The sequence below is a fragment of the Phormidesmis priestleyi BC1401 genome (assembly GCF_001650195.1).
GTDB lineage: Bacteria > Cyanobacteriota > Cyanobacteriia > Leptolyngbyales > Leptolyngbyaceae > Phormidesmis_A > Phormidesmis_A priestleyi_B.
Map to the genome: position 1 here is coordinate 31,545 of NZ_LXYR01000015.1, position 16,888 is coordinate 48,432.

Consider the following 16,888-nt stretch of genomic DNA (forward strand, 5'->3'; position numbering starts at 1 on the left):
GTAACTCTTCTAGCAAAGAGGCTGAAGCCCTTTATTGACCTCCCGTTAACCCTAAAAGGAATTAGAGGGTATTTCTACTCTAGATGCCCTAATTGTCGGTGGGCTTCAAATAAGCCAACAGCCGCGCTGACAGAGAGATTTAGGCTTCGGACATTGGGCTGATTCATGGGAATGCGAACCACCGTAGAACAGAGAGACAGCACGTCGGCAGAAAGCCCCTGAGTCTCACTGCCAAAAAGCAGCCAATCTCCTTCGACGTACTGAAACTGAATATAGCTACAGCTTCCTGAAGTGCTGAAGCCGATCCAGCGTCCGCCTTGCTGTTGATGAAATGTCTGAAACTCTTGTAGAGAGGCGTGAACCCGTAGATTGACATAGGGCCAGTAGTCTAACCCAGCGCGTTTAAGATAGCGATCGCTAATCTCAAACCCTAGTGGACCGACAAGATGCAGTTCGGTGCCTGTAGCGGCACAGGTTCGGGCGATGTTGCCTGTGTTGGGTGGAATCTGAGGATGGACAAGAACGACTCTGAGCATAGCGATAACAGTAGTTTTGCGATTCGGTGGAGGGTTAGATCAGAAGATGGGCTAATCCGCACGAATCATATCTTTTTTTAATCAACAGGAAGACAGCAACGAATGATTAGATATTTTAATTTATGAGCAGCATCAGCCTATGGATAGATTAAAGATTTAGTTTTGTCAGAGTTCTTTGATTTTGCGCAGAAAAAACTGTAGTCGGCTCACTTACCAATCAGTAGTCTGGCGTAGAGTATTCAGCCAAATGGCTTAGTGAACGTTGCATACGTTTGAGAGGTGGGTAGCTGATCGCCTACTACAGCCCATAAAGGAAGACTTTAAGAGAGGCATTGTCTCGCTAAACGCTGGCTGAAAACACCAAAGCAGTGAAGGGGCAGTTGCCAACCTATAAACAACTGCCCCTTCATAAAGCAGACATTATTGCGTGGGTCTAGCGAAACATACTGCTAACAGACGTGTCTTCATGAATCCGCCAGATCGTTTCGCCTAGAAGATTGGCGACTGAAAGAACGGTCAACTGTGAGAAGCGGTTTTCTTCAGCGACAGGAATTGTATTAGTCACGATGACTTCTTCGAGGCAACCACTTGAGAGACGCTCGATCGCAGGGGGAGAAAACACCGCATGGGTCGCACAAGCATAGACTTGTCGCGCTCCTTGCTGCCGCAAAATCTTGGCAGCCTCGGTGATCGTGCCTGCCGTATCGATCATGTCATCGACTAGCACTGCTGTTTTGCCGCGCACATCTCCGATCACGTTCATGACTTCGGCAACGTTATGAGCTTGACGACGCTTATCAATAATCGCGAGAGGCGCGTCATTCAGCTTTTTGGCAAACGCTCTGGCACGAGCTACCCCGCCAACATCAGGCGAAACCACCACAATGTCTTGAAGCTGCTTGCTTGCTAGATAGTCGATCAAAACAGGTGAGCCGTAAACATGATCAAGCGGAATATCAAAATAACCTTGGATCTGAGCAGCGTGTAGATCCATTGCGAGAATGCGACTTGCCCCCGCCTGAGTAATCAAGTTTGCCGCCAATTTTGCGGTGATCGACTCGCGACCTGCGGTTTTACGATCGGCTCTTGCATAGCCATAATAAGGAATCACTGCCGTAATCTGCCGCGCCGAAGCCCGCCGACAGGCATCTACCATAATCATCAGCTCCATGAGATGATCGTTGACAGGGCGACAGGTTGGCTGAATTAGATAAACATCACAACCCCGAATCGATTCTTGAAGTTGAATATAAAGTTCGCCATCCGCGAACCGTTTGCGCACCATAGGACCGAGATCAATTCCCAGGTAGCGTGCAACTTCTTGAGAGAGAGCAACATTCGCCGAGCCAGAAAGCAGTCGAAGCCGATTGTTGTCAGGAACCGCTGCAAATGCAGCAGGAATAGTTAACGTTGCAGAACGGATCACAATAAGCCCTCGAACGCATTCATCGCAATCTTATCACCGGGGATTAAAAACTTCCCCCATTTTTTATTAATCTACCGTTTTTATTCATATCTTTAGACTTTGACACAACCTTAGGCGAAGACTGAACGATTGACTAGGCAAGTGATCTAGTCAAAGCGATCGTGATTTCCTAAATAAATAGAGCAGTCGTCAGAGCAGCGCATCGATTCAGAAATTAATTCGTCAAACTAAATCTAACCTCTCTTAATATTGCCAAATCTAATCATCGACTGCAATGAGAATTTGTAACCCTTCAGGTAGGAAATCTTAGTAGGAATTTAAGTAAAAATAAATTGGTTTTGATAAAAAATATACTCATAAAAATCAAGGATTTAAGCGATAACAGTGATCGATCTATCAATAGCAGCTAGTGAGTAGAAATGAAACTTTAGTCTCTAGAGAAAAGTCTATTCAACCTGATTCATCTGCGTTATCTTGGAATCCGGAAGAAAAAGGAGAGTCTGTCGAATGAGCCTGAAAGATAGCATTACTAAGGATATTCAAGCGGCGATGAAGTCTAAAGACAAGGTGCGGCTGGAAACCCTGAGAAGCATTAAGAAAGTGCTGTTAGAGAAAGAGGTGAGCGTTCGTCCGCTGGGGCAAACTGATCTGACAGAGGCACAGGAAACCGAAGTGTTGGTGCAGGTGGCAAAGCAGCGTCGAGACTCGATCGAGCAATATCAAAATGCCAAACGCGATGATCTAGCACAACAGGAGGCACAAGAGTTAGCGATCGTAGAAGAATTTTTGCCGCAGCAACTCTCTGATGATGAAGTGGCTCAGGCGATCGACAGCATTATCGCCCAAGTCGGGGCAACCTCGGCTAAAGATATGGGTAAGGTGATGGGTCCAGCGATGCAGCAGTTAAAGGGCAAGGCAGACGGCAAAAAAGTTCAGGAATTCGTCAAATCTAAATTAAATGGTTAGCTGAAATCTTGCACCAGCCTCTTCGCTGCGATTCTGTCCCGCCCCGGACTAAAAGTCGGGGCTAGCCTTGCGAAGTCCCCTAAAGGGACTGGGAGAAGGTTTAAGGTATTCAGCCCCTTCAGGGGACTTCGCACTGTTAGACCGTGATTTTCAATCACGGGCGGGTGAATGCCAGCAACGAGGGAGTTTTAATCAGGTGCAAGATCTCAGTCAGCGTTCTACTTTTACTGAGAAGCAATCCGTAGCTCATATCTTTTGAGGTGTAGCTACTTTCAGCCCTGCCCCTCTATCAGAATATGAAGGACTAAGGTGCAGCGTGTCCTGGTTTGGGCTGTAGACTTTAGACTGGAATCGTCGGGTCAACTCTTAAGCACCCCCTTAACCATTATTGAAGTGTAAGTGACTGAATCTACTATGCAGACAGCTATCCCTACCGGAACTATTTTGCAGAATCGTTATCGAGTTCTGAGCATTTTGGGGCAAGGTGGATTCGGTCGAACTTATTTGGCAGAAGACCAGGGGCGATTTAATGAGCTGTGCGCCCTCAAAGAACTCCTTCCGCCGCAAGATAATGCCTACGCCCTAGAGAAGTCTAAAGAACTATTTCAGCGAGAGGCACAGATTCTCTATCAAATTCAGCATCCGCAGATCCCTCAGTTTCGAGCAACGTTTGAGCAAGACCAGCGGTTTTTCTTGATGCAAGATTATGTCGAAGGCAAGACCTATCGTGCACTCCTTGACGAACGCAAAACTCAGGGCTACGTCTTCTCAGAAGCGGAGGTGATTCAGATTTTGCAGCAAGTCTTGCCCGTGCTGTCTTACATTCACGGCAAGGGAATTATTCATCGCGATATTGCACCCGACAATATTATGCTGCGGCAGAGCGATCGGCTCCCCGTCTTAATCGATTTTGGCGTGGTGAAAGAATTGGCAACTCGGATTCAGTCGCCCGACACGGTTAGACAATCGACGACGGTTGGCAAGCTGGGCTATGCTCCCACTGAGCAAATGCAGACGGGGCGCGCTTATCCCAATAGCGATCTCTATGCCTTGGCGGTGACTGCGGTTGTGCTGCTCACTGGGCGAGAGCCACAAGAATTATTTGACGAAACTACGATGACTTGGCGCTGGCAGCGATTGGTGACTGTCAGTCCGGCTTTTGCGATGGTGCTCAACCGGATGTTGAGCTATCGCACCACCGATCGCTATCAGTCAGCCCAAGACGTGCTTCAGGCGATTCAGTCTCCGCCCAATGTTACGCCTGTTCCGCAAACCTCTCCTCCGATCGCCACCCAGCCCCAACCTCAGCAACAGCCTCCTTCAAGCATGGGCACGGTAGCCGTGGGGCGACGCAACATCGATTCCACCATCACTCCTACAAATGTTACTCGCTCAGATCCGAGCATTCCGACGCGCGGCTCTCTGTGGGATGACCCTTGGGCAGTAGGCGCGATCGGCACTGGATTAGTATTATTGACTGGCTTAGGTTCCTGGACGCTGGTACGCGCTTTGATGAATCCGTCTACGCCAACGCCAACCCCGACTCAAACGATCGTCGCGTCTCCTAGCCCAACGATTACGCCGAGCCTTCGTCCGTCGCCAACTCCTAGCCCTAGCACTCAGCCTGTCAATTATCAGCAGCGTCTCAATTTGGCTGCGGGAGAAAATGCTGCTAAAAATGGGACGTTACGATCGAATGAGACTCTCAGCTTTGTGATTCCGGGTCAGCAAGGAGAGACGTTGAGTGCAGCATTGGCAAGTGAGGGAGTTTTGCTGAGTGTCTTGGCTCCCAATCAAGACCCGGTGGACAATCGTGCCAGTCGTGTTTCTCGCTGGGATGGCGAGTTGCCGTTTACGGGAGACTATACGATCGAACTTAAAACCGTGAAGGGCATTCCAAAAACGGACTATAAGCTAGACGTAAGTTTGAAAGCACCGCCGACTCCGACTCCTTCAACGCCATCGCCATCGCCGACTCCGACTCCAAGTGTCACTCCGACCGTTCAGACTGAGCAGGTTAGCTTTCCGGCAGGTCAGACAGGAACCTCGATCGCAGGTCAGACGACTCCAGCCATTATTCGGCGCTATTTGGTGAATGCTCAAAAAGGACAAACGTTGAGTGTGCAGCTCAATTCGGGTGCGGCAACGTTAGTGATTCGATATCCCAATGGAAAGCTGGTCGAAGATTCTTCGGGCGTTGTGAACTGGCAGGCTCAACTGTCAAGAAGTGGTGATTATCAAATTGATGTGATTGCCAGTCAAGACACTGATTATCAGTTAGAGGTGAATGTTCGGTAAAGTTAAGAGAAGTTTTGAGTGGATTTGCTTGAACGCACTACTAATTACCGGAACCGACACCGACGCGGGAAAGACCGTTTTGACAACTGCGCTGATTGCATATTGGCAGACTTATTGCAAAACTCGATCGCTCGGTGTGATGAAGCCCATTCAGTCGGGCACGGGCGATCGTGAACTCTATGATCGTCTGTTCTCGCTCGATCAAACCTTGGACGAGTTGAATCCTCTCTATTTTGAAGCGCCGATCGCGCCTCCTTTAGCCGCTGAAAAAGAAGGGAAGCGCATCAAACTAGAAAAGGTTTGGCAGAGTTTTGAGAGATTGTGCCAAACGCGAGACTGGGTATTAGTAGAAGCGTTGGGCGGATTAGGCTCCCCGATCACACGAGAAACGACGGTGGCAGATTTGGCATGGGATTGGAGAATTCCAACCGTGTTAGTGGTGCCCGTGAAGCTGGGCGCGATCGGGCAAGCAGTTGCCAATGTTGCGTTGGCTCGATCGCGCCGCGTTCATCTCAAGGGCATTGTTCTAAATTGTGTAAAGCTTTGCTCTGATGACGATGTTGAAAACTGGGCACCTGTAGATTTAATCGAATCGTTGACCAGTGTTCCGGTTTTGGGCTTGATTCCGCATCTGTCTGACCCAACTGATTTAGTCAAGCTGGCTCAAGTGGCATCTGGTTTAGATCTAGAGCGATTGATTCCTTTAAGTTAGAGGGGCTAAATCGTGCAGGTGAGATCGCCAGCGCGTTGGGTGAATCGGAGATTTTCTCGATAGTCGATCGGGCAATCAATCACTGCCGGAACGTCTTGAGCGAGCGCTTCTTTTAGAGTGGGAATCAGGTCAGCGCAAGACTCAATGCGATAGCCCTTGAGACCCATGCTTTCGGCAAACTTGACAAAATCGGGATTGCTGAATTTGATGAACGATGAATGTCCAAACTGATTTTCTTGCTTCCATTCGATCAGTCCATAGCCGCCATCGTTGAAGATAATCGTGACAAATGCTGTGCCGATTCGCAGGGCGGTTTCTAATTCTTGACAGTTCATCATAAAGCCACCGTCGCCCGTGACCGCGACCACTTTTTGATTGGGGTGAACAAGTTTAGCGGCGATCGCGCCGGGAATCGCAATGCCCATCGCCGCAAACCCGTTGGAAATAATGCAGGTGTTAGGACGGTGACAGTGATAGTGGCGCGCCATCCACATTTTATGCGCCCCCACATCAGAGATCACGATATCATCAGGTGCCATGACTTGCCGCAGATCATAGATCAGCTTTTGCGGCTTAATTGGAAAACCATCATCATGCTCATATTGAGCATAGTCCGCTCGAATCTCGGCACGCAGTTCTAGCGCGTAAGGTTCGGGTTTGCCTGCTCGATCGGCGCGATACAAAATCTCTTGGAGGGAATCTGAGATATCACCGACCACTTCAGCCATCGGACTGTAGCTGCTGTCAATCTCAGCCGGAGTGACGCTGATATGCACGATCGGAATATCTGCTTTGGGGTTCCATTTTTTGGGTGAATATTCAATTAGGTCATAGCCGACCGCGATGATTAAATCAGCCTGATCAAAGCCACAGCTAATATAGTCTCGCTGCTGCAATCCCACCGCCCACAGCGCGAGAGGATGCGTGAAGGGAATCACGCCCTTGCCCACCAAAATCAGCGGATTTTTGGCTTCAGAAATGGCGATCGCTGCTTTCTCAATGCTGTGAAATGAAGCGTAGGTTTTCTCGATCGCTCCGGTGGTTAGAGGCTCTCCTACAACGGGCATCGCGGCAATATTTTCGGGCAGATCAATGTGGACGGCTCCAGGGTTTTCGGTTTAAGCAATTTTGAAGGCTCGACGAACAATTTCTGAAGTGTTGCTAGGGCGAACAATTTGAGCGTTCCACTACTGGGGCAAACATCGCCACCAGATCGAGATATTGATGAGACTCAATGTGCATCCGATCGGTGCCCACTTGCCCGGTGATGGCGACTAGCGGAGCGCGATCGAGGTTTGCGTCGGCAACTCCGGTCATTAGATTAGTTGCCCCCGGACCGAGCGTTGAGAGACACACTCCCGCCCGTCCAGTTAAGCGCCCATAGACATCTGCCATGAATGCCGCACCTTGTTCATGACGAGTCGTGATGAATTGAATCGAGGAATCTTTCAGCGCTTCTAAAACGTTAAGATTTTCTTCTCCTGGCAGCCCAAAAATGTATTCTACGCCCTCATTTTCTAAGCAGCGAATCAGTAGTTCAGCCGTGTTCACTTCGCTCATGATTCTACCCTCCGGGAAAAGGGATTAAGTGTGAATAATGCAGCTTCAGGCTTGTTTTCGAGACTTGAAATCTTTAGATAAATCGATTCAGTTTCTATCAAGAATTCAGCTTAAAACCGAGTATCTAAATCAAGGACACCTGTAGGGCTTTTGTAAAATTCGACTCTGGAGTTTCTAAAATTTACGTAACATCAAAAAGCCTTTAGACCAATAGATTGGTGCTTCTCAAGAAGGGAGATTTGACCCTTTCAAGTTATAGCTGATCTCTTCACTTTCAAAGCTTAAGCCTGAGAATCGATTCGCCCAGCCTATTTTTCCCAAATTGTTTTGATGTTAACAAACTCATGAATTCCTTCTTTTCCTAACTCGCGACCATAGCCCGATCGCTTGATGCCGCCAAAAGGCAAGCGCACATCAGATTTGACCATGCTGTTGATAAAAACTGAACCCGATTCGATTTCTTCGATGAAGCGATCGCGCTCTTTTAGGTCAGTCGTCCAAGCACTCGCCCCCAAGCCAAACGGGGAATTGTTGGCGCGTTGAATCGCCGCATCAATATCAGGAACTCGGAACAATAATGCCACCGGTCCAAAAAACTCGTCGTGCTCTGCCAAACAGCCGACCGGAATCTCACTCAAAATGGTCGGCGGATAGAAATTACCGGGACGATCGTGCAACGGCTCACCCCCGATTAAGAGTTTGGCTCCTTGCTGGACACTGGTTTTGACCTGCTGGTCTAAATCGTTGAGGATTCCAGGAGTAGCGAGCGGTCCGATATCGGTGTCGGGTAAAAGCGGGTCGCCAATCTTGAGCGCGCGATATTTATCGAGCAGGCGATCGATAAAGTCATCGGCGATCGCGTCCGCTAAGATGAACCGCTTCGCCGCGATGCAAGACTGTCCATTGTTGATCATGCGAGCGGTTACAGCAGTCGAAACGGCAGTTTCTAAATCAGCGCTGGGCATGACGATAAACGGGTCGCTGCCGCCCAGTTCTAAAACGACTTTTTTGAGGTGCTTTCCGGCTGTCGCGGCTAAACTCATCCCCGCAGGTTCGCTGCCTGTAAGAGTTGCCGCTTTGACGCGATCGTCTGCCACGATCGCCGCGACCTTATCCGCTCCGACTAATAGCGTTTGAAATGCCCCGGTTGGAAACCCTGCCCGATGAAGAATTTCTTCGATCGCCAAAGCTGACTGCGGCACGTTTGAGGCGTGTTTGAGCAAGCCGACATTGCCTGCCATCAGTGCCGGAGCCGCAAATCGAAACACCTGCCAAAATGGAAAATTCCACGGCATGACTGCCAGAATAATACCTAGTGGCTGATAGCGGATAAAACTATGACTGGCATCGGTTTGAACGGAAACATCCGCTAAGAGATGAGACGCATTTTCGGCGTAATAGCGGCAAACCGAGGCGCATTTTTCGACCTCTGCGATCGCTGCCTTTAAAGGCTTGCCCATCTCCAAGGTCATCAGTTTGCCAAAGCGATCGCGCTCTGTCTCTAAAATCTCAGCCGCCCGATTGAGCCAGACCGCTTTTTGCACCCTAGGGACAGCGCGATAGCTAAGAAACGTCTGCTGGGCATGAGCAATTTTCGTGTCGAGGTCTCGATCGCTCAATGACTCAAACGTTTGCAAGACTTCTCCCGTTGCAGGGTTTGTCGTAGCAATTCCCATAGTTTACGCTCCAAGCAATAACTTAAGACTCTACTTTTTAAAGAGTAATCAACTCGGCTAAATTAAAAAAGATGTAACGTTGAGCCATGTTGCTTAACACAATAGCGTACAAATTACTTTCCTTTACAAACCGCGCCCTGATCTAAATCTAACCTTTGATTCTTTTTAGGTTTTCATTAAAAAGCTATTGCTTATATAACTTTGCAAAGAGTTAGAATTGCATTTAGAGCATTCACGTCTCTTATAACACTTTCAGAATGGAGAAATTCTGTTCGTCACTACGACACCTATGACAGAAATCATTTCCATCATCGCAATGACGCACTTGCTAGAGATGACTATAGAAGCAATTCTTACAATCTTAAAGAGCTAGAAGCGATCACTCTGCGTCGTCTAAATCCGTGTCACTCTTGGATTTGCGAGGTGCTTGCGGCTCCCGAAACAAGGGGACATCGGCTAAGACCGCGATCGTGCCGGTCCTTCCAGTCTTAAGAGTGGCATCGGTTAAAACATCAATAACTTCAATTCCGACGACTTCTTGAATTAACTCTGTCAGTTGAGGATTGAAGGCTTTATCGAGATCGTCTCTCACTTGTTCTGCCAATTCTTCTTGACCACTTGCCACCAAAACCTGTTCAGTTTTCGTAATAGAATCTTCTAAAATAATGACAATCTTACCGTCGAAGATTTGACACTGAACGCGACTTGGCTGCTGCCCAAGCTGAGTTCGATAGAGGGCTTGAATACGTTGAGAAAGAGTGCGTTCTAGCTGCCCACGAGTTTGAGTTTCAGAATTCATAGTGCATCAATTTGAGAATACAGGGTCTTAACAATTAAATAGAAACTATTGCTTAACTCTGTTATTATCGCGATTGCTGAAGTCAGAACAATCCATCTCAAGACGGGTTTGAAGTCACCAAAGATTAACCAACAAACTCCTACTTTGGTATCAGAAGCAACTGGTTTGAATTGAAAACGATTGAGTGTTTATCTCGTCTCAATGAGTCCGTTGACGATCGCCAGCACGATCGACAGCAAAATCAGCACCCACAAGACAAACCCCGGAATGAAGGTGAACAACCCTATGCCTCGGAGAATCCAGACTAGGGCGGTCAGCCCAATGACTCCAAAAAAGACGACGACCCGCGAGTTGGATGACTTACTCATAATTTCTCCTGATAATGATGCGTGTTCTCGCCGATTGCTTCAGCGTGAGCCAGCTTATCTGAATCTTCATCGAAAAACGGCTGATTTTTATGGCAAGGTGTCAATTATATTGATAACTTGACCTTGGTAGGAGCGCGATCGACGACTCGTTACAAGCGTAATCTGCTCTGCATAGCCGAAATGCCATGCTGACCTTTGTTGAGGAGTGCTGAATTAAGATGACTTCATCAAGCAAGTCCAATTCGCTTCAAAAATCTACAGAACCTTCGTCTGTCATTCCAGAGATTCGTGATGTTCAGCGCACGTCTCTGATGAACGGTGAAATTCTGCTCAAAACTCGCTCCTACAATGCTTGGGGAGGGGCAGTCACTGCCCAGATGTATCTGCCCGTCTCTCCGGCTCAAGTCTGGCAGCAGTTGACCGATTATCCTCGCTGGACGCTGTTTTTTCCTGACATCACGCGCAGCGAAGTGGTGCATAACGGGATCAGTGGCTCTAGTGCAACGGTGCTGAAGCGGCAGGTCAAACGCATCCATCAAAAAGCCAGCAAAGCCTTTTTGTTTCTGACAGCGCAGGTTGAGATTCACCTCAAAGTCTTAGAAACTCAACATCAGCGGATTCAGTTTTATCTTGAGTCAGGAAGTTTTCATGATTTTAGCGCTGACTTGCAGCTACAGGCGTGCGAAGGTGGCACAATTTTGACCTATTCGGTGCAGGCGACTCCAATCATTCCGATTCCGGGGATGTTGATTGAGCAAGCCATTCAGTTTGATTTGCCAATCAATCTTGAGCAGATGCGGCGAGTTATTTGTGGCAAGTGATGAAGAGCGATCGCGTCTATGAAAGTCTTTGCTCTGCGACTGAAACCCGATCAAGATTTGCGCCAAAGTTTGAAGGAGTTTGCTCTTTTAAATAATATTCAGGCGGGGTTTGTGTTGTCGGCGATCGGAAGTCTTAAACAGGCTGCGATTCGATTTGCTGATCAGCCAAATAGTGAAATTTTGCAAGAAAGATCTGAGATTCTCTCCCTCAACGGGACGCTTTCAATCAATGGAATTCATTTGCATATTTTGGTAGCTGATTCAACCGGAAAGGTGATTGGTGGACATCTCAATGACGGCAATCTTATTTACACGACTGCCGAGATTGTCATCGGAGAAAGTGAAGATTTAGTGTTTCTAAGAACGCCTGATGAACGAACTGGATTTCTAGAATTGGAGATTAAATCAAATCCGATTGGTGAATCAGATCTCGCTGTTGATTAATGCGATCGCGCCAGACTTGACTTTGCTCGATCGTCAGCACAATCTTTTTATAGAATTCATTTTCTAGCTCAAGTGTCAAACAGTCTCCGTCACGATTGACGACCCAAAACTCCCGTCCTCGACTTGTATAGTAAGTGCCCGCCTTGATCACACCTGGAAGAAATGTACCGGGTAATCGAACCTCTTTCCAATCGGTTTCGGGTTTTTCAACGGTGGCTTGGTGAATGTGATTTAAGGGAATTTCAAGCGTTTGATTAAAGAAAAATGCAAGGATTCGTTCCCAAGCATTGAGATCAATTCGTAAGCGATCGTGGTTAATAGATAGCTGCATAATTACTTCCTGTTTATTACTAACTCTTGTGCTGATACCTGCTTTTCTGAAAGAATCTCTCTAGATTTATCGATCAGTCGATCGACACTTTCACTATCAGAAAGTCCAGACACATCAATTGGATAAATCGCTACCTCTCGTTTCATCAAATCATACAAATAAGACTTGTCGTAATAATCTAAAACGGTCTCGATCGCGGGGGCTAAGTTTCCTTCTCGAATGTGAGCGATCGCGGCTTGAGTATTTTGTCCGCCCAGCTTTTTACTAATTCGCTGCGTGGCGGCAATCAGTTCTTCAGGATCAGCCGACCCGTAGACTTCTAGCAAAATCGCAATTCGTTCTGAGCGCGATCGCTCAATTTGCACGACAGGCGACTCAACCATTCGTAAAAAAATCTCATCGGGGACACGACACAATCCGACGCGACTGCTTTCGGCTTCGATCCACACGGGGCGATCGCGATCGAGGCTCACCCACTGCACCGCAAGCAGATTTTCATAATGCTCATTGCTGGGCTGCGGCGGTAGCCCCAAACTGCCATAGCTGCTGCCGCGATGATTGGCTAAATGTTCTAAGTCGAGAATCTGCTCTCCTCGCTCTGCCAACGCGTTGAGCAGAATCGTTTTTCCGGTGCCCGTCATGCCGCCCAAAGTCACGATCGCTTGGGGTGTCGCGAGAGTAGACCGCACCCACTGCCGAAATGCTTTATGGCCACCTTCTAGCAGAGAGACCTGCATTCCTGCCGTTTCGAGCAGCCACGCCATACTGCTGCTTCGCATTCCGCCGCGCCAACAGTGAAGTCGAATCGGATGATCGGGAGACAGTTTTTTAGCCGTTTGGACAAATTGGGTGAGTTTTGACCCGACGATCGTCAAGCCAAGCTCGATCGCGAGATCTTTGCCCTGTTGCTTATAGCAAGTCCCGACTTGAGCGCGTTCGTCGTCGCTAAACAGCGGAAAGCTGACGGCTCCAGGAATATGTCCATGAGCATATTCAGCCGGACTGCGAACATCCAAAATAATGCCAGGAGCGTTGAAAAATTCGTCGGGTGACAGGATTTGCGGCATGAAGACAATTAGCTGATGAATCAATCCTAAATCGGTTGTAGCGCAAATTGATGGATGATGATAGCCATTTAATTTTGGATGTGACAAATCATTTTTGCGTCACCACGAAATCGCTGTAGAGACGTTTCGGTGAAACGTCTCCACGCTATCGGGTTAATGCACGATCTGGTTCGGAAAATGTGACGGATTATCTTTGCGTCATTGCATAATCAATGAGACATTTCACCGAAACGTCTCTACGGCGTTGGGTTAATGCACGATCGGGTTTATGGAATTGGAATGATGGGTCAACAAAAAGAGGGCAGGACTTGCCTACCCTCAACTTTATATTAATGAGTGGTCAACACTTCAGACGGCAAGCGTCGAAACTCCAATCGCTCCGTTTCGCCCACGTCAACAAAGATCGTGTCACCTTCGTTAAACTCACCTCGCAGAATCAACTTAGCGATTTGAGTCTCTAACTCACGCTGAATCGCACGCTTGAGCGGACGCGCCCCAAACACAGGGTCAAAGCCCACCTCAGCTAAGAAATCTAGCGCCGAGTCAGACAACTTGAGCGACATCTTACGATCGGACAACCGCTTCTCAAGTCGCTGCACTTGCAGTTTGACAATCTCACGCAACTCAGCCTTGTTGAGACTGTGGAAGATGATGATTTCATCAATGCGGTTGAGAAACTCAGGACGGAAGCTCGATCGCATCGCATCCATGACGCGCGATCGCATTTCTTCATATTGAGTGTCATCACCCGCCAGATCCAAGATATATTGCGACCCGATATTGCTGGTCATGATGATGATGGAGTTTTTAAAGTCCACCGTGCGACCCTGCGAGTCAGTAACGCGCCCATCGTCCAAAATTTGCAGCATGACGTTAAACACATCAGGATGCGCTTTCTCGATTTCGTCAAACAAAATCACCGAGAACGGACGACGACGAACCGCTTCAGTCAACTGTCCGCCTTCTTCATAGCCGACATATCCCGGAGGCGCACCGATTAGACGAGAGACTGCGTGCTTCTCCATATACTCAGACATATCGATTCGCACCATCGATTCTTCGGTGTCGAAAAGATAGACGGCAAGGGCTTTTGCGAGTTCGGTTTTGCCGACACCTGTGGGACCTAAGAAGATGAAGCTTGCGGTCGGTCGATTGGGGTCAGCCAATCCAGCACGCGATCGCTGAATGGCATCTGCCACTGCCGTCACCGCCTCGTCTTGACCCACCACGCGGTTGTGCAACTCATCTTCTAGATGCAGCAGCTTTTGCATTTCCGACTGCACCAGTTTACTGAGCGGAATGCCCGTCCACTTCGAGATGATTTCGGCAATGTCAGCCTCGGTGACTTCTTTACGCAGCAGAGACGTACCACTCTTTTGATTTTGAGCCAGGTTGGCTTCTGCTTCTTGAAGTCGGCGGTTGAGATCGGTCAGGGTGCCATACTTCAATTCAGCCGCTTTGCTGAGATCATAATCGCGTTCTGCCTGCTGGACTTCGAGATTGACTTGATCGATCTCTTCTTTTAGCTCACTAAACTGAGCAATTACCTTTTTTTCCGCTTGCCATTGGGCATTGAGAAGGCTTTGCTCCTCTTTCAAATCCGCCAGTTCTCGCTCTAAGCGATCGGAGCGGTCGCGCGATGCCGGATCGGTTTCTTTTTGTAGAGACAACCGCTCCATTTCCAATTGCAGAATCTTGCGATCGACCTCATCGAGTTTTTCTGGTTTTGAGGTGATCCCAATATTCAGCTTGGCAGCGGCTTCGTCTACCAGGTCGATCGCTTTGTCGGGGAGGAAGCGATCGCTGATATATCTCGCTGAAAGAGTCGCGGCGGCAACCAGGGCGCTATCAGAAATTGTCACCTTGTGGTGAACTTCGTAGCGCTCTTTTAACCCGCGCAAAATCGAAACGGTATCTTCAACACTGGGCTGATCGACAAAGACCTGTTGAAATCGACGCTCTAATGCGGCATCTTTTTCAATGTACTTGCGATATTCATCCAGCGTAGTTGCCCCAATGCAGCGCAGTTCGCCCCGCGCCAACATTGGCTTGAGCAGGTTTCCGGCATCCATTGCGCCTTGAGTCGCCCCTGCACCCACAACGGTATGAATTTCGTCAATAAACAGAACGATTTGACCTTTAGAGTCAGTCACTTCTTTGAGAACCGCTTTCAGCCGTTCCTCAAATTCGCCGCGATATTTGGCACCTGCAATCAGAGCGCCCATATCTAGCGCGATCAGTTTGCGATCTTTCAACGACTGCGGCACGTCTCCACTGAGAATCCGCTGTGCTAGTCCTTCCGCGATCGCCGTTTTACCCACGCCAGGTTCACCAATCAGAACCGGATTATTCTTCGTCCGACGCGAGAGAATTTGAATCGTGCGGCGAATCTCATCATCGCGCCCGATTACAGGATCTAACTTGCCTTGACGAGCGTATTCTGTCAGATCTCGTCCATATTTTTCGAGTGATTCGTACTTGCCTTCTGGGTTTTGATCCGTCACCTTTTGACTCCCTCGTATCTGTTCGATCGCTGATTTAAGCTTAGGTTCGTCGAGTTTAAATTCTGCAAATAGCCCTTTGCCAAATCGATCATCTTTTGCATAGCCCAGCAGCATATGCTCGATCGAGATGAATTCGTCCCCGAATTGTTTACGGTAATTTTCGGCTCGATCGAACAGCGTATCCAAACTGCGACCGAGATAAACCGATCCGCCGCTGCCAGAGATCTTGGGCTGACGGCTGATAAACTCATCGGTGCGATCGCGCAGTTTTTGCACATTAATGCCGAGCTTGTTAAAGACGCTGGTGGCTAACCCATCTTGCTCAATCAAGGCGCGCATCAGGTGTTCGCTTTCGATTTGCTGATGGTTATATTGTTTGGCAATTTCTGGGGTACGAACGATCGCTTCCCAGGCTTTTTCGGTAAATTGATTGGGGTTGGTTGGCTGCATTGGTTCCCCCTCTACATCTCATATCGGTTGATCTTAATACAGCCATTGTAGAGAAGTCAGCCGATTCTGAAAGGTCGGTGTTCACCCCTCTTTGATGCGTATTGCCGAATTGCGACCCGTTTTAGTCCTGAATTCAAGGCGATCGCTCTAAATTTCTCGGCGAAAAGCTCTAATCGCTGCTCCAGTGTCAGTCTCAGCCATCAAGATACAACGTCGCAGCAAATCTAGATCGAGGTCATTGAGTCCAGGTAGCTGACTGCGATCGATCGGTTCATAAGTGTCATCTTGAAGACGGTAAAGCTTCAGCACCCGATCTTCCCAAAACCAGACTTCAGGCACACCCAACGCTTTGTAGCGCTCTAGCTTACTGATGCCACCGCTTGTAAAGACGACTTCAATGGATAAATCTGGGATGGTCTTGGCGCTCTCAATGCAGTAGGACTCATCTGCTTGAGCCGAAACTACCCCTTCTTTTTCCTGTGTCATTGCTCCTGTTGGCTGAAAGAAAATACCTTTCTCAGTCAGGAAGGTGGTCACTAAGTAACCAATCAGCCGCGAAAAGATTTCGTGTTCGCGTCCCGGCATAAGCACCTCGATCGCGCCCTCATAGTAGGACAGTCGTACGCCAGGAGATCCATCAAAGCCCTTTTGAATGAACTTAAACTGTTCCCAAGTGCCACTATGGACGATGCGTTGGTCAGTCGTTTTGTCGAGTAGTGAGGGCATTGTATTCACCGCCAGCTAGTCCTGTTTGCATTGTGGCATATCCCTTGCCAGACTAGCGATCGCTCCTCAATGATTGACTCAAGCGCGATCACAGCTTCTCGAATCGTCACAACCCTCACCTCTGCCAAAATCTTTGGTGCGATCGATATCAATGAGTTTGAGATTGTGACTTTATCTGAGGGCATTCTAGAGCCGTAAACCCAG

General features: G+C 48.4%; 17 protein-coding genes. 6 read left to right on the forward strand and 11 right to left on the reverse strand.

What is annotated here, in order from left to right; translation table 11 throughout:
* Nucleotides 1-74: 74 nt before the first annotated feature.
* Both A8707_RS10390 and A8707_RS10395 read right to left on the reverse strand, forming a co-directional pair.
* Nucleotides 75-536, reverse strand: coding sequence for a tRNA (cytidine(34)-2'-O)-methyltransferase (locus A8707_RS10390; protein ID WP_068816747.1), 462 nt, complete (start codon nt 534-536; stop codon nt 75-77).
* Between the two features lie 433 nt (nt 537-969).
* Nucleotides 970-1,962, reverse strand: a complete 993-nt coding sequence (locus tag A8707_RS10395; protein WP_068816748.1) for a ribose-phosphate pyrophosphokinase — start codon at nt 1,960-1,962, stop codon at nt 970-972.
* 507 nt (nt 1,963-2,469) lie between these two features.
* On the opposite strand from A8707_RS10395, the gene A8707_RS10400 reads away from it, so the two are divergent.
* The 3 genes from A8707_RS10400 (at nt 2,470) to bioD (ending at nt 5,938) form a co-directional block, all read left to right on the forward strand.
* The gene (locus A8707_RS10400; protein WP_068816749.1) at nt 2,470-2,928 is read left to right on the forward strand and encodes a GatB/YqeY domain-containing protein; all 459 of its coding nucleotides are present in this window, start codon (nt 2,470-2,472) and stop codon (nt 2,926-2,928) included.
* Between the two features lie 414 nt (nt 2,929-3,342).
* Nucleotides 3,343-5,226, forward strand: coding sequence for a serine/threonine-protein kinase (locus tag A8707_RS10405; RefSeq protein WP_068816750.1), 1,884 nt, complete (start codon nt 3,343-3,345; stop codon nt 5,224-5,226).
* A gap of 28 nt (nt 5,227-5,254) precedes the next feature.
* Nucleotides 5,255-5,938, forward strand: a complete 684-nt coding sequence (gene bioD, locus A8707_RS10410; RefSeq protein ID WP_068816815.1) for a dethiobiotin synthase — start codon at nt 5,255-5,257, stop codon at nt 5,936-5,938.
* A 5-nt stretch (nt 5,939-5,943) separates the two neighbouring features.
* Here the strand turns inward: bioD and A8707_RS10415 are convergent, their stop codons facing one another.
* The 5 genes from A8707_RS10415 to A8707_RS10430 all read right to left on the reverse strand — a co-directional run bounded on the left by A8707_RS10415 (nt 5,944) and on the right by A8707_RS10430 (nt 10,341).
* Nucleotides 5,944-7,005: a thiamine pyrophosphate-dependent enzyme gene (locus A8707_RS10415; RefSeq protein WP_414858398.1), complete on the reverse strand. Its 1,062-nt coding sequence runs from the start codon at nt 7,003-7,005 to the stop codon at nt 5,944-5,946.
* Nucleotides 7,006-7,099: 94 nt separating this feature from the next.
* Nucleotides 7,100-7,498, reverse strand: coding sequence for a thiamine pyrophosphate-binding protein (locus A8707_RS30610; protein ID WP_414858399.1), 399 nt, complete (start codon nt 7,496-7,498; stop codon nt 7,100-7,102).
* Between the two features lie 308 nt (nt 7,499-7,806).
* Nucleotides 7,807-9,174 (reverse strand): NAD-dependent succinate-semialdehyde dehydrogenase, encoded by a 1,368-nt coding sequence (locus tag A8707_RS10420; RefSeq protein ID WP_068816751.1) that lies wholly within the window; start codon nt 9,172-9,174, stop codon nt 7,807-7,809.
* Between the two features lie 379 nt (nt 9,175-9,553).
* Nucleotides 9,554-9,973, reverse strand: coding sequence for a Na-translocating system protein MpsC family protein (locus A8707_RS10425; protein WP_068816752.1), 420 nt, complete (start codon nt 9,971-9,973; stop codon nt 9,554-9,556).
* Nucleotides 9,974-10,161: 188 nt separating this feature from the next.
* Nucleotides 10,162-10,341, reverse strand: a complete 180-nt coding sequence (locus tag A8707_RS10430) for a hypothetical protein (RefSeq protein ID WP_068816753.1) — start codon at nt 10,339-10,341, stop codon at nt 10,162-10,164.
* 218 nt (nt 10,342-10,559) lie between these two features.
* On the opposite strand from A8707_RS10430, the gene A8707_RS10435 reads away from it, so the two are divergent.
* Complete coding sequence (locus A8707_RS10435) at nt 10,560-11,162, forward strand: SRPBCC family protein (RefSeq protein WP_068816754.1); 603 nt, start codon at nt 10,560-10,562, stop codon at nt 11,160-11,162.
* An 18-nt stretch (nt 11,163-11,180) separates the two neighbouring features.
* Nucleotides 11,181-11,606, forward strand: a complete 426-nt coding sequence (locus tag A8707_RS10440; protein WP_068816755.1) for a PPC domain-containing DNA-binding protein — start codon at nt 11,181-11,183, stop codon at nt 11,604-11,606.
* Here A8707_RS10440 and A8707_RS10445 read toward each other — a convergent pair.
* The 4 genes from A8707_RS10445 to A8707_RS10460 all read right to left on the reverse strand — a co-directional run bounded on the left by A8707_RS10445 (nt 11,563) and on the right by A8707_RS10460 (nt 16,684).
* Nucleotides 11,563-11,937, reverse strand: a complete 375-nt coding sequence (locus A8707_RS10445) for a hypothetical protein (protein ID WP_068816756.1) — start codon at nt 11,935-11,937, stop codon at nt 11,563-11,565. The genes A8707_RS10440 and A8707_RS10445 overlap by 44 nt on opposite strands.
* Nucleotides 11,938-11,939: 2 nt before the next feature.
* Nucleotides 11,940-13,091, reverse strand: coding sequence for a tRNA 2-selenouridine(34) synthase MnmH (mnmH, locus tag A8707_RS10450; RefSeq protein WP_231948008.1), 1,152 nt, complete (start codon nt 13,089-13,091; stop codon nt 11,940-11,942).
* A 242-nt stretch (nt 13,092-13,333) separates the two neighbouring features.
* Complete coding sequence (gene clpB, locus A8707_RS10455) at nt 13,334-15,958, reverse strand: ATP-dependent chaperone ClpB (protein WP_068816757.1); 2,625 nt, start codon at nt 15,956-15,958, stop codon at nt 13,334-13,336.
* 147 nt (nt 15,959-16,105) lie between these two features.
* Nucleotides 16,106-16,684 (reverse strand): Uma2 family endonuclease, encoded by a 579-nt coding sequence (locus A8707_RS10460; RefSeq protein WP_068816758.1) that lies wholly within the window; start codon nt 16,682-16,684, stop codon nt 16,106-16,108.
* A 69-nt stretch (nt 16,685-16,753) separates the two neighbouring features.
* Here A8707_RS10460 and A8707_RS30195 point away from each other — a divergent pair, with 69 nt between their 5' ends.
* Nucleotides 16,754-16,882, forward strand: a complete 129-nt coding sequence (locus A8707_RS30195; RefSeq protein ID WP_269452701.1) for a hypothetical protein — start codon at nt 16,754-16,756, stop codon at nt 16,880-16,882.
* Nucleotides 16,883-16,888 lie beyond the last annotated feature (6 nt).

Coding starts and splice junctions, on each gene's coding strand:
- A8707_RS10440 (WP_068816755.1), top strand. CDS start 11,181: ATGAAAGTCTTTGCTCTGCGACTGAAACCCGATCAAGATTTGCGCCAA.
- A8707_RS10460 (WP_068816758.1), bottom strand. CDS start 16,684: ATGCCCTCACTACTCGACAAAACGACTGACCAACGCATCGTCCATAGT.
- A8707_RS10425 (WP_068816752.1), bottom strand. CDS start 9,973: ATGAATTCTGAAACTCAAACTCGTGGGCAGCTAGAACGCACTCTTTCT.
- A8707_RS10445 (WP_068816756.1), bottom strand. CDS start 11,937: ATGCAGCTATCTATTAACCACGATCGCTTACGAATTGATCTCAATGCT.
- A8707_RS30195 (WP_269452701.1), top strand. CDS start 16,754: ATGATTGACTCAAGCGCGATCACAGCTTCTCGAATCGTCACAACCCTC.
- A8707_RS10430 (WP_068816753.1), bottom strand. CDS start 10,341: ATGAGTAAGTCATCCAACTCGCGGGTCGTCGTCTTTTTTGGAGTCATT.
- A8707_RS10405 (WP_068816750.1), top strand. CDS start 3,343: ATGCAGACAGCTATCCCTACCGGAACTATTTTGCAGAATCGTTATCGA.
- A8707_RS10420 (WP_068816751.1), bottom strand. CDS start 9,174: ATGGGAATTGCTACGACAAACCCTGCAACGGGAGAAGTCTTGCAAACG.
- A8707_RS10390 (WP_068816747.1), bottom strand. CDS start 536: ATGCTCAGAGTCGTTCTTGTCCATCCTCAGATTCCACCCAACACAGGC.
- A8707_RS10435 (WP_068816754.1), top strand. CDS start 10,560: ATGACTTCATCAAGCAAGTCCAATTCGCTTCAAAAATCTACAGAACCT.
- A8707_RS10400 (WP_068816749.1), top strand. CDS start 2,470: ATGAGCCTGAAAGATAGCATTACTAAGGATATTCAAGCGGCGATGAAG.
- A8707_RS10415 (WP_414858398.1), bottom strand. CDS start 7,005: ATGCCCGTTGTAGGAGAGCCTCTAACCACCGGAGCGATCGAGAAAACC.
- clpB (WP_068816757.1), bottom strand. CDS start 15,958: ATGCAGCCAACCAACCCCAATCAATTTACCGAAAAAGCCTGGGAAGCG.
- A8707_RS30610 (WP_414858399.1), bottom strand. CDS start 7,498: ATGAGCGAAGTGAACACGGCTGAACTACTGATTCGCTGCTTAGAAAAT.